The 12,260-nt window shown below is 51.7% G+C and carries 14 protein-coding genes; all 14 read left to right on the top strand.

Annotation, left to right across the window (positions count from 1 at the left end):
• Positions 1–7 precede the first annotated feature (7 nt).
• The 14 genes from H1S01_RS03320 (at position 8) to H1S01_RS03385 (ending at position 12,257) form a co-directional block, all read left to right on the top strand.
• Entirely contained in the window at positions 8–352 is a 345-nt protein-coding gene (locus H1S01_RS03320; RefSeq protein WP_188038699.1) for a DUF2190 family protein, read from the top strand.
• A gap of 64 nt (positions 353–416) precedes the next feature.
• The gene (locus H1S01_RS03325; protein WP_188038700.1) at positions 417–1,454 is read left to right on the top strand and encodes a phage major capsid protein; all 1,038 of its coding nucleotides are present in this window, start codon (positions 417–419) and stop codon (positions 1,452–1,454) included.
• A gap of 59 nt (positions 1,455–1,513) precedes the next feature.
• Positions 1,514–1,837, top strand: coding sequence for a hypothetical protein (locus H1S01_RS03330; protein WP_188038701.1), 324 nt, complete (start codon positions 1,514–1,516; stop codon positions 1,835–1,837).
• A 3-nt stretch (positions 1,838–1,840) separates the two neighbouring features.
• Positions 1,841–2,215: a hypothetical protein gene (locus H1S01_RS03335; RefSeq protein ID WP_188038702.1), complete on the top strand. Its 375-nt coding sequence runs from the start codon at positions 1,841–1,843 to the stop codon at positions 2,213–2,215.
• Positions 2,212–2,790, top strand: a complete 579-nt coding sequence (locus H1S01_RS03340; RefSeq protein WP_188038703.1) for an HK97 gp10 family phage protein — start codon at positions 2,212–2,214, stop codon at positions 2,788–2,790. Before H1S01_RS03335 ends, H1S01_RS03340 begins: the two co-directional genes overlap by 4 nt.
• Before the next feature lie 198 nt (positions 2,791–2,988).
• Positions 2,989–3,513, top strand: coding sequence for a hypothetical protein (locus tag H1S01_RS03345; protein WP_188038704.1), 525 nt, complete (start codon positions 2,989–2,991; stop codon positions 3,511–3,513).
• Between the two features lie 15 nt (positions 3,514–3,528).
• Positions 3,529–4,254: a hypothetical protein gene (locus H1S01_RS03350; protein ID WP_188038705.1), complete on the top strand. Its 726-nt coding sequence runs from the start codon at positions 3,529–3,531 to the stop codon at positions 4,252–4,254.
• 312 nt (positions 4,255–4,566) lie between these two features.
• Positions 4,567–5,292 (top strand): hypothetical protein, encoded by a 726-nt coding sequence (locus H1S01_RS03355; protein WP_188038706.1) that lies wholly within the window; start codon positions 4,567–4,569, stop codon positions 5,290–5,292.
• On the top strand, positions 5,267–5,569 hold the full coding sequence (locus H1S01_RS03360) for a hypothetical protein (protein ID WP_188038707.1): 303 nt from the start codon (positions 5,267–5,269) through the stop codon (positions 5,567–5,569). Before H1S01_RS03355 ends, H1S01_RS03360 begins: the two co-directional genes overlap by 26 nt.
• A gap of 213 nt (positions 5,570–5,782) precedes the next feature.
• Positions 5,783–9,916 carry a phage tail tape measure protein gene (locus tag H1S01_RS03365; RefSeq protein ID WP_341479034.1) on the top strand — a complete coding sequence of 1,378 codons (4,134 nt, stop codon included), beginning with the start codon at positions 5,783–5,785 and terminating at the stop codon, positions 9,914–9,916.
• Positions 9,913–10,704: a distal tail protein Dit gene (locus tag H1S01_RS03370; RefSeq protein WP_188038709.1), complete on the top strand. Its 792-nt coding sequence runs from the start codon at positions 9,913–9,915 to the stop codon at positions 10,702–10,704. Before H1S01_RS03365 ends, H1S01_RS03370 begins: the two co-directional genes overlap by 4 nt.
• A 13-nt stretch (positions 10,705–10,717) precedes the next feature.
• Positions 10,718–11,752 (top strand): hypothetical protein, encoded by a 1,035-nt coding sequence (locus H1S01_RS03375; RefSeq protein WP_188038952.1) that lies wholly within the window; start codon positions 10,718–10,720, stop codon positions 11,750–11,752.
• Positions 11,745–12,068, top strand: coding sequence for a hypothetical protein (locus H1S01_RS03380; protein ID WP_188038710.1), 324 nt, complete (start codon positions 11,745–11,747; stop codon positions 12,066–12,068). Before H1S01_RS03375 ends, H1S01_RS03380 begins: the two co-directional genes overlap by 8 nt.
• Before the next feature lie 15 nt (positions 12,069–12,083).
• A complete protein-coding gene (locus H1S01_RS03385; RefSeq protein WP_188038711.1) occupies positions 12,084–12,257 on the top strand; it encodes a hypothetical protein in 174 nt (57 codons plus the stop codon).
• The last annotated feature ends 3 nt before the right edge of the window (positions 12,258–12,260 follow it).

Consider the following 12,260-nt stretch of genomic DNA (forward strand, 5'->3'; position numbering starts at 1 on the left):
AACACTCATGGCGAAAAACTACGTCCAAGAAGGCCGTCGACTCTACCTGGCGATCGGCGAAGGAACCAAGTCCGGTGACCCTGTGGTTGTCGGTCAAATCGCTGGCATCGCCCTTGAAGATGCCGATAGCGCGAACAGCGGTGCCGTGGAAACGCAAGGTGTATTTAACCTAACGGTCAAGGCCGTTAACACCAGCGGAAACAGCGCCGTTGCCGTTGGTGATGAAATCTATCTAGTGGCAGCCGACACACCGAAGCTGAACAAGAAAACGTCCGGTGTACTTTACGGCTATGCGCTGGCCCCCATCGCTGCCGGCCAAACAGCCACCATCCCCGTAAAGCTTAAAGGGTAAGCCTCTGCAAATAAGGTGCAGGGGCTTTTCTCTTGCCCAAAATGATGATAAGGAGTGAAACCCATTGGCCGATATTTTGGCACGTCTTAACGACGCACAAAGAGCTCGTCTGAAAGAGGCGAGTGATCAAGGCTCTATCCTTCGGGTATATGAAGTTTTGCGTGAAGCTGCCTCGACTTCTGACTTCCCCATGCTGTTGGCCCCGACGCTGGGCAAAATCTTACAACGGGCTTACGAACAAGTCCCCGATCAGTGGCGGTCCATCGTCAACGTGGCCACATTGCCGGATTTCAAAGAGAAAACCATCCTTTCTCTGTCTGAAGCCGATGACCTCGAAGAAATCAAGGGCGAAGTCGGGGAGTACAAAGACTCCACTCTCTTGGAAAGCCAAGAGAAGTACGCCTTAGGCATCTATGGCCGCACCTTCACCACGACCTACAAAACCATCGTCAACGATGATATGGACGCCATTAAGAAGCAACCGGATCGCTTTGGTCGTGCTGCGGCTCGCTTACTGAATAAGCTGGTATTCAGCATCTTGGAAAACAACCCGGTGATGGGCGACAGCACGAACCTTTTCGCTGCTGGTCACAATAACCTGGGCACCCAAGGTCTATCTGAATCCTCTTTGACCACGGGCATCACCGCCATGAAGAAGCAGACCGATGCCAAGGGTAATCGGATTTATGTCCGTCCCAAGTACCTGCTTGTACCGGTCGAACTAGAGTGGACAGCCCGCAAGCTGCTGAACAGCGCCCAGGTACCTTCTGCCGGCAACGATTCGGCCACGTATGCCCCCAATGACACCAACGTCCTGAAAGACGCTGGGCTGGAACTCCTTGTCTGCGACTGGCTCACAGATCCGAACGACTGGTACCTGATCGCCGACAAATCCACCATCGACACCATTGAAGTCGGCTTCCTCCGCGGTGTGGGCGAAGCTCCGCAATTGTTTCTCAAGTCTTCCGGATGGACGACGCTGAATGGTATGGCCGCTGATCCTATGGGGATGGACGATGAGCCGATCCGTTGGAAGGTCCGTCACATCACCGGCGCCAAACCGGTGGACTTCCGGGGTATGTACAAAGGCCAAGTATCGTAAACCGAACGATAAGAGAGAGGCTTGCTGCGAGCCTCTCTCTTTGATCGGGGGTAATATGATTGACTGACTTAGACTTAGTCAGGATGAACATTCAAGATGGCGTAGAGCCATACACCTTTGCTGATGACGTGATTCAATCCTTTTTGGACCGCATGGGTGACGTCAATCAAGTCAGCGCCCATTTCTGGATGCTCCGAGCCGGGAATGCTTCCTTGCGAAACTTTAAATTCTCTGCTGACGGACGCACGGTCGATAAGACGATGCAGGCGAAGGAGTGCCGAGAGCAGGCCGCTTATTTCCTCCAGCAATCCATGACTACGCCTGCCGACGCTGTAGCCGAAATCGCCTGGACCGGAGCTTTTAATCCCCCAGAGAGGTATTAAGCCATGCTGACCGAAAAAGACGTGGCGACCATGCAAGCCGATCTGGCGGACATCGGCGCCGACATTGAAGAGCCCATCACCTACAAACGGTTCACCGGCATGACACCGGGTGACGCTGCGCTAGGGATTGCGGAGTCGCCAAATTATGACGATACGGCTATCCAAGCATCCTGCCGGGAGTTATCCATGGAGGAGATCCAGAACAGCGGCGGATTCTACGTTTTTGGCGATATGGAGTTCAAGATTCGGGCCTCTGTCCTGACACCGACTTATGGTGACCGCATCGATTACATGGGCGCCATTTATCGTCCTAAGTCCGTCAAGCGGACCTATCTAGGCAGTACACTGAGCTACACCGTCAGGGCTGGTAAGGAATGAGCGTTCAAACCGTTTTTGAAATCAAGTTTACCGGAATGGAAGATCTTATTAAGCTGGCCCAAAAGACGCAGCAGCTACTGGATGCGAACGTCAAAAACGCCGTGGCCCGCACGGTGCTGTGGGGAGCGGGGAGGATTGCAGAGAGTGCCCCGGTCGACACAGGAAGGCTCAGGAGCAGTGTGATGGGCTATCTCATCGACCAGTACGGCATGCGAGCAGAGGGAAATCCGCAAGCCGTGGCGCAAGGGAAGGATGAGTCCATCACGAGGATTGAAGGCTATCGCGGTGTCATTGGAACGAACTTGGCCTATGCGCTGTATGTCGATCTAGGCATCCCATCACCTGAAACAGAACGAAAGCCTCTCACGGCAAAGCAACTTCGCTACCTATTTGCTGTGGGCATCCTGCAGCGTGGACAGGGAAAGGAAGTTATCTACACCTACAAGCGCAAGGGAAGCAGGGGCAAAGGGTTCTTTCGGAGTAATATCCCCCTCATCGATCGGTACTTCCAGGAACAGATGCAGGCCGCGATCGACCATGCCCGAGAAGGGAAGTTATTGCCGGTCACTTACTGAGTCTTCCTCCAGCGGAGAGAAGGCCTTTTTTATTGCTGGGCCGATATCGTGCTTGATAACCATCTTTGCTTTGTATGGATTTTTCCCATCTACAACCGTCAAGCGTTGTGTGGGGAATAAATCTTCCGACATTACATCACCCGAAATTTAGGGTGATACAGACACTCTCGTCTTATCCCCTAGAAAAGAGGTGATGTCATGGATAACACCATGACGACCATCGCTAAGTACATCCAAGGCCGCTATGCTGATTTCGGCCTTGCCTCCACAAGTGACCTCAAACTCATCGGCAAGTCAAAGGCTTCATGGAATCCAGGCTCAAAGTGGCTGATCATGACGACCATGCGCCCCATGCCAGACACCAAGAAAGCGCCATTTGGCAACTTGTTGGACCAAGGCGTCAGGGGCGAACGGTGGATGGTTCAAGTCGAACTGGAATGCAAGATGAGGGCGGCAAATCCATCCGTGGACTTTTACTGGAACCTTCCACGCCAGTTTGGAGATAAGGTTCGCAAAGCCTTGGCAGGGCTGACAGGAACGGGCATCCTCATTCTCCGGTACGACTGGACCAATCCTACAAGCCCTACTCGGGCAGGGGAAATCAAGTTCGAAGTTATCGAAGGGAAATCGCCCTTGCTAGACGAGGTCGAAGATCCCAACGATGCCGCGAACAAATCCATTTTTCTGACCTACCAGGTTCGCTGGTGGTCACCTATGAATTAGAAGGAGGGATCACTCTTGGGCTTACGCCAGAATAAAAACTCTCACCTATTTATGATCGGTGGCCCTTATGCATGGGGCGAAATTCCCGATACCCAGGCCTTTGGTTTCGACCCTCAGCGAAAGGTTGAGCGTCGAGGCAACAACACCTTTGGCGGTCGTGGTCCGGTTGCTATTACCGATAACTACGAAGGAGTTACCGGTAGTTTCGAGGTGGAAGGGACTCGAGGTGAAAAAACCGCCCTGGCCTATGCAAACCGGAAGCAGCCTTCTGCTTTTATCAACGACCCGCCTCATACCAATATGCCCATTTATCTAGTATCGAAAGACTTCGACGATGACGGGGTCACTCCGCTGGGCGGCAGCGTGATTGACACTGCTAAAATCGGTAACAAACAGCGGGGAGTTCGCACGGGAAATGTGCAGTTCCCGTTTGAAGCCCTCACCTATGCCGAGGTCTTTGATAAAGAGATCATCATCCAAGAGTTTGATGGCGAAGCTACGGCGGTCACGACACTCGATCTGAGCGATGACGCCGCCCCTCTGGATGATGGCAACGGCGGCACCTTCTACGCGATTCTGGTTCTGATTCAAGCCCAGAACAGTAAGCAGGTGAAACGCTTGACCAAGGGCACGGCGGCTGCTGCCGGCGTCTACACTGAAACGGCCAGCGCCATCACTCTGCATAGTTCTGATGGCCTGGGTCCCAATACCAAGGCTATCGTCGTTTATGCCAAGGCATAACAAAACGGGGCGACAAACTCGCCCCGTTACTCTCCCAAAACCTGTAATGCTTGCCTTTCAAGCTCGGCAATGTTACCGGAACCGTCGAACAACACGTCGCCGTCCCTAGTAAGTTTCAAATGGCAAGTGTTTCCCTCGCGGCGATATTCAAAGCTACATCCAGACGCAAACACTCGGTCCATAAATCTTGACAACCAAGTCACCTCCACCGATTAGGGTAACCCACAAAAGAGCGATCATCCGGGCAAGGGAATCAAGGCAGTTCGACTCTGCTGGCCTGGACCAAACGAATGTCAAGGAGGGCGCCAACTGATGGCTGAACTCACCGAAGATATGATCCGAAACCGTCTCAACCAAATCCAGTCTGGCATTTACGAACCGGAAATTAACGGCTTGCCTGACCTTGTGTTACATAAGATAACCCTTCAGGCGAAAGGGAAGGCGAGTCAAGCATACTCATCCAAGTTAAAAGAACTCATGGCTCAAGGTGGCATGTTTAATGAGGCGTTCCTTCCGCGAGTGTTAGAGAAGGCTTGCAAAGACGCAGGCATCGACCTAAAGGCTCCTACCAAGCAACGAAAAGCTTTGGAGCGATTCTTCAAAGAGGCTCCGCATGATCTTCTAGGCCCGATAGACCAACTCACCGATGAAGAGGCATCTCTTCTTCCGGAAGAACTCCAAAAAGAAAGGCAGAAAGCCATCGAAGAAAGAACACAGCGATTATCCGAATTCATGGAAACCTTTCATAACGAGGATGAGTTAAGAGCCATCGAAGAGACTAAGATGATCGAAGACCTTGAACGCCAACTTCGGGCGCAGACATATGAACATCGGGCGAGAGAGTACCAACTACTCACCGAGATATTTGAGTCTGCTAAAACCAAGGAAGGTAAGCCCTATTTCTCGTTGGTCGAGCAAATTGCTGAACTTGACCTGACAAATCAAGAAGCCCTAATTCAGCTTTTCTTCCGCTGGCGGCTATTCAAGGAGGGCAGACTGCCCGAGTTTTTTCGTGCCAATTATCCTGCAAAATCTTGAGTGGCAAGAAATATGCCGAGCGGCAGGAAAACATCTTGACGGCGTTTTTCCTGGCGCTCAAAGTGAATGGACAGCCGACCAGCGAAGGATAGTTAACGTCACGAAGGAGTACCAAAACGCCTTTCAAACCTTAGCGATTTACAAGCACTATCCGCCAGGTGAGGATATCCTTCTGGACTATCAACGATTCAGAGAGTGGTGGAAGTGGTATTCCGAGGACCCTGCCGGTGTGCAGGATATAGGCAGAAAATACAGCAAAGGCTTCCGGAAACGATGAAGCGACTCTCAAGCGGAGGTGCGTTTCTTATGTCCTCGAAGGAGGTGAGTTTTTACGAGCGACGCAGTTTTAAGCGCTACAATTAGAGCCTTTGATGAATTCACCGAGGTTTTTCGGAAGTATCAAAACGAACAACAGAAAACGGAAAAATCCACAAAGCAATCCCAAACAGCCGCTGATTCATTAAATAAGTCCATCTCCGAACTGTTGAAAGTGAAACGGGAAGCCAAGTCCGCAGAGGATCAGTTTGCCCGAGCCTTAGCCGCCAGTGCCAAAGAAGGAAAGGGAAGCGCAGAATCCATGCAGAGGCTCCAGCAAGCCTCTGAACGCCTAGCCTCAGCGCAGAAAGCGGTCGATGAGCAGTCCAAAAAAGTCAGCGCCTCACTTGCGGCACAGGGAGTGTCGGGAAAAGCGACTCAAAGCGCCATGCAGTCGATCGAACGAGGCATATCCGATGTGGCGAAGTCAGGCGGTGGACTGACGTCTATTCTTGGCGGCATGACGGTCGGCGTCAATGGCTTCCTAGCCGCTGTCGGTGGTTCTGGCGCCCTGTATACCTTTCAAAACCTTCTTCAGCAGACGCTAGACACAGGGCGAGAATACCAACTCACCATCAGACAGGCTCAGGCTGTCACAGGTGACTTTTCCTCTACACTGCGCGATCAGTCCATGCTCTCCAAGAGCGGACTGCTGGATACAAAGTCGCCTACTGAGTTAGCGAAGACTTACCGAGAGTTAGGGCAAGCCGGGGCCACGACAAACGAGATCGTGGCGTCAACGCCTACTATCCTGGACTTTAGCACAGCGGCTATGCTGGATATGGAAGATGCCGCTACAGCCGTTGTGTCCACGGCCAAAGCCTACAACATCGCTTTGACGGATACCGGTCAAATCACCGATGCCTTCACGGAATCGATGAATCGTGGTGCTCTCTCCGGCAAGGATTTTGTCTGGATTATGTCTTCCGTGGGCTCTGTCGGCAAGCTTGCGAACCAAAACTTCCGGGAAATCTTAGCCGCCGGATCCGTGTTAAGAGACTCTGGACAGCAGGCTCAGGATGCCGGTACTTCGATCAAGTCAGCTCTGCTGGCTCTGATCAATCCATCCGACGAGGCCAAACGAGCTATCGAAAGTTTAGGCATACAGATTTATGACCAGCAGAACCGGATGAAGCAGTGGTCGGACATCGTTGCAGAGTTTGAACGCACCACGGCCGGCATGGATGAGAAATCTAGACAGCTAGCATTGACAACGATCTTCGGCTCTGACGGCATTCGAGCCATGGCTACATCACTGAATAAGGGTAGCGCTTACCTACGAGACTTTACGAACGATATTGGCAATGCCGATGGCGCCACCAAGAAAATGGCCACGGCGATGGCCGACACCTATGATGGAGCCGTTAAGCGGTTCAATGCTAGTTTAGAGCGCACAAAAATCCTGCTTTTTGAAGGTTTTGGAGGCGGTGCCGGTCAGGTTTTAGGCGTACTCGGGAGCATTCTAAACGGCTTTAACTCGCTGGATGATGGTTCGAGGAAGCTCGTAGAAACACTGATCGGCGGCGCTGGCTTAGTCGCGGCAGTGACCATCTTGACAGCTACACTTCGGGCATTAGGAATCACCATGGCCGGTGTATCAGCGTTTTTCTCTGGTCCCGTCGGCTGGATTACGGCACTGACGGCCGTGGTCGGCATCGGCACGACTGGTTTTCTCGCCTACAAGGGAGCGCAGGAGCAATCCAACCAGGCGGCGATGGAGACGGCTTCTGCCTCACAAAACCTTCGGCGCGAGTACGAGACACTCACGCAGAAAATCGAATCCGGAACTCTATCTACGGAGGAAAACAAACAGGCTAAGGAACGCCTAAAATCGGTTATCCAGCAAATTGCTCAACAGATGCCAAGTGCGATCAGTCAATGGGATGCTCACGGCAATGCTATTTCTGTTGACACTGCAAGGTTGAACGAGAACACGGCAGCGGCTATCCGGAACGCCCAGGCCAATCAAATGGCGGTCGTCGCTGCCAAGAGAAAAGCCTTTGAAGACTACGCCCAATTTGTGAACAAGGATATGACCAAAGAGGCTTACCTCGGCAGAGCTGAAGGCGTGCTCAATGAAGAGGCCATGCGTAACCCCGACCTTCTTGGAGGTTATCAAGCTGATCAGAACATGGTTTCCGAAGGCCTGCATAAGGTAGAAGGGCAATGGGCTCAAGACTTCAATGCCGCCAAAACAAAACTGGCAACGATGTACTCGGATTTTGCCAATGCTCAGGCTGACCTAGAGAGACTGACGAATCCGGACTGGAACAAAAGCGCAAGCACACCTTCTGGCGGCGGAGCTGCTTCGGGTGGCGGAGGTCGTTCGTGGTCCGTACCCGATAAGGCGAAAAGCGGAGGAAGCGCGGCCAAGGATGCCGTCCAAAGCATCACTGAAAATCTTCGCCCATACGAACAAGCCACAAAACAGATTACCGATAACCTCAATATCCTAACGGCCAAAGAGCAATTCCTCCAGCAGCTCGCCCAGGCCGGCGTAGCGACGGAACAGCAGAAGGCGCAACTAGTAGACGTTCGGCGCCAAAAAGCTGAGCAACTTGTCTTACAACAGCAAGCCATGAGCCTGCAGGCTGATGCCGAACGGAAGGCTATCCTTGAGTTGCGGAAGGCTGAGGCAAGCGCAACGGATAAGGATGCAGCTAAGCAGTACCGGCAGGAGATTGACTCGCTGAGGGCCAGCGTCGCAAGCTTAGGTCAGCAGTGGTGGCAGGTAGAAGCGCAGAAGCTTGCTATCGATGAAGCTGATCAACGGATGAATGAGGACGCTTATCAACGGGCCAAAGAGTTGGCAGAGCATGAGATCAAGATGGGGCGAATGTCTTCCGAAGAGCAGATTCGCCTGCTGGATGAGATCGTCGATGCTCATCAGTGGTCCGCTGAGATGATCCGCCGGATCGAAGAAGACAAGCTGTCCATGTTTAAAAAGCTCTATTCCGAGCAGGCCGAAGCTGTACGGGAGGCCTTAAACCAGCGTAAAGAAGCCGACTCTAAAGCCATCGATGCCGAGGAACAGGCTAACCGCAAATATCTTGAGTCGCTCAAACAGAAAACGGAGGCCGAGAAAAAAGCTTCGGAGGACAGAATTCAGGCTCTTGAGGATGAGAAGGAAGCTGTCAATGAGTCGGTAGACGCTCAAATCGAGGCTATCCAACGTCTGATGGATGCCCTGGACGATGAGCAGACGCAGGACGATCGGGAAGCGTTCACCAAGCAGCACAATGATAAGTTAGCCGAGCTCGCCGAAAAACTCCGACAAGAGCAGATGCGGACGGGCGAAGAGCACCGTCTTGCTGTGATTGACCTGCAGAAGCAAATGGCCGACGAAGAATATAACTGGCAGCAGACACAGGATAAGTGGCGCCGGGATGACCAGAAAGACGCGTATCAGCAGCAGGTAGACAGTCTCAAAAAGTCGGCAGATGCCAGGGTGAAGGCGATCGAGGACGAGATTGACGATCTCAAGCGGTCGAACGATGAAAAGGCTCAGGAGAACGATGACTTCTATCGGCAGGAAGAGGAACGACTCAGAAATAACCTTGAAGCCAAGAAGCAGGCCAACCAGCAGTATTATCAAGAGACGGAAAAGCTCATCTCGGACAAAAACCTTACCCTGTTGGCACAAGCGGCCACGGCAAACGAAGGATGGTATCAAACCGGGTTAGCCTGGATGCAGGCGCTGCAGGCGGGAATCAACTCCGGTATCCTTGAGTTGCCGAGTATGCCTACCATGGGTGGAAGCAGTCCTTCATCCTCCGGTGGCAAATCATCGTCGTCGAACCCACTTTCCTCTTACCGAACGGCTATCAATGAGATTGTCTACCTCAAGGGAGAGTGGCAAAAAGCGAGCCAATCGGGCAACAGTACAGGCATGGCCTCTGCTGCCAGCGAGGCGCAAAAGTATTACGCCAAGCTGCCGAGTGACTTGGCCAGCACGATAAGCAGCATGAACTATGACCAAGCCTACTCATGGTATAAGGCCCAACGGTGGCATATTGGGGGTCAGTTTGCCTCGGGAATGGCGCCAGGGATCCGTCCAGATGAGATGCCCATGATCGCCAAGCTTGGTGAGTGGCTAATCCCTGAACAGACTATGCTTCAAGCGAAACAATCAAAGGATAGCGACATTGCAGCGGCGATGGGCGAAGCTACAGATCGTATCGTGGCGGCCATTGAGCGGAAAATGGGCATTTCCATTGGCAATCTCATGAACATTGAAAACGTGGATGGCGGAGATATGCATATGCTGAATCGTCAAGCTGTTTCGCTGCTGCAGTCCGTTGGGGGGTGATTACTATCGGGTTTCGGTTTGACGGCATCCATTCAGACGAACTAGGTCTCAATGTTCAAGCTATCCAAGATCCCATCTTGCCTCCAACCCGGGACTATGAAGTGCAAGTCCCGGGTATGGATGGAGCGTATGACTTCGGATGTGACTTTGATAAGCGTCCGATTACGGTTAGGCTGTGCTATAAGGAGGAATCCAGGCAGAACATTCGATTACTCTCCCGGCGCATCGCGGCATGGATTAACCCCAAGAAAGGCCAGCGGACACTCGTTTTAGACGATGAGCCCGAAAAGCAGTATAAGGCACGAATACTTGGCACCATTGATGCCGAGTATCTACTGAACCCGTATATGGAATTACCCCTTACGTTCGTCGCCTTCGATCCGTTTGCCATCATGTCTTACGACGTTATCCTCGAAAGCGACGTTCTTCTGAACAGTGATATTCGCCTGGATGGCGATGAGTACAAATTCTCAGTCGATCCGATTACTGGACCAATGTCTAGAACGATCGTCAACCCAGGCACGTATCCAATAAATCCAATAATTCGTATTGGCGGTACATTTACAGAGTTACGCTTATCTACCAATATGAAAACGCTGATCTGTAGAGGAGAGGGCAATCTTGAGATTGACTGTCAAAAAATGACCGCTACAAAGGATGGTCAAAATGCCATTAACCTAATCGATGGTGATTTTCTTGCACTCGAACCGGGGGAGAACGCAATAACCGTGGACGGCAATGGGCTAAACTGCTCCATTGTCTTTTATTTTGCCGGAAAGTTCCTATAAAAGGTGGTGTGTTATGCAGTATTTAACCGGGGAAATGAAGCTTCGCGAGGCTTATCCGGCGATGAACGATAACTTCCATGAAACAGAAAATCATATTGACGATAATGCCAAGCACGTCGGGGAGCTGGATAGGAATAAGTGGAATACTCACGTCGATCAAAAGGATAACCCCCACGAAGTCACTGCTGAACAAGTGGGGGCTATTCTATCTGTCGCTGGACTGCTGAATCCTGGCGGCAATATTAATGTGCAGGGCGGAACCGGTATCACCATCTCGGTAAATCAGCAGACCAAAACCATCACGATTACTGCGACGGGTGATGCTACTCCTGGTCCTCACGCGAGCACTCATGCTACAGGTGGAACAGACGAACTAACACCTGCGGACATTGGGGCTTTACCTGTAACCGGTGGAGAGATGACGGGCCACATTACTCTTTCAGGAGTTGCTACACAACCTCTCCACGCAACGCCATTGCAACAAGTACAAGCACTGATCGCAGCGCTGGTCAACTCATCACCATCCACCCTTGATACATTGCAAGAGTTAGCCGCCGCACTGGGCAACGATCCTAACTTCGCCACAACGATGGCCACACAGTTAGGGTTAAAGCTGAATTCATCGGACGTTGTAACCTCAGCACAAGCCAACAAAGTGCTTCGGCTCGACAGTAACGCAAAGCTTCCTGCGTCCATTACAGGCGATGCGGGAAGCGTCAACGGGATTAAATGGAGATATACCAATGGATATCCCGAGTTAAGCATCGATGGAGGGGGGACGTGGCTAAAGGTGGGCAAGGGGATTAAAAGTGTTCAAAGTGGAGTTATTTCGATTGGCTCTGGGTATACAACTGCAACAGCGACGATTGCCGCAGTAGACATCACAAAAAGCGTTATTCACTTCTTAGGTACAACTTCCGGTAACTCGGACGTATCTATCGCCCTGGCAAGAGTAGCATTAACAAACTCAACCACTGTTACGGCTACAAGGGTTGCTTCTAGTCCTAACCCCACTTTAGTAGGGTGGGAGGTGGTTGAGTTTGAGTAAAATCTATCTCCAACTCGATGCAGACTGCATTGTTATTGGCATTTCTCGACTCACTGGTGAGGTCGCAGCCGATAACCTTCTGTCAATTGATACCTATGACATAACCCTTCTAGGAAAACGGTACGTCAACGGTCAATTCGAGGATGTATCGCAACAAGCGGAACCGTCCCAACCGGAACTATCTGAAGTAGACAAGCTGAAAGCCAAAGTCGAAGCCCAACAGCAGCAACTAGCGAACCAAGAAGCAAAACTGGCCGCACAAGATACCATGATTAACGAACTTAACGTCATGCTAGTTGACATGATGTTTATGTAAAGGAGGTGAGTAAGGATGCTAACACCAATTCAATTTGAAGCAGTTGTCAAAGCAGTAATTTACCGCTGCGACCGTGGAGAGAACCTGGATGCTGTGATTAACAGCTACACCAAGCTATCCCCGGAAGACAAAGCCCTGGTTTATCAAGAAGTCATTACTCGTCGCCCCGACCTCTTGGAGTCCAATTAACCC

This window comes from Heliobacterium chlorum, assembly GCF_014502795.1.
Taxonomy (GTDB): domain Bacteria; phylum Bacillota; class Desulfitobacteriia; order Heliobacteriales; family Heliobacteriaceae; genus Heliobacterium; species Heliobacterium chlorum.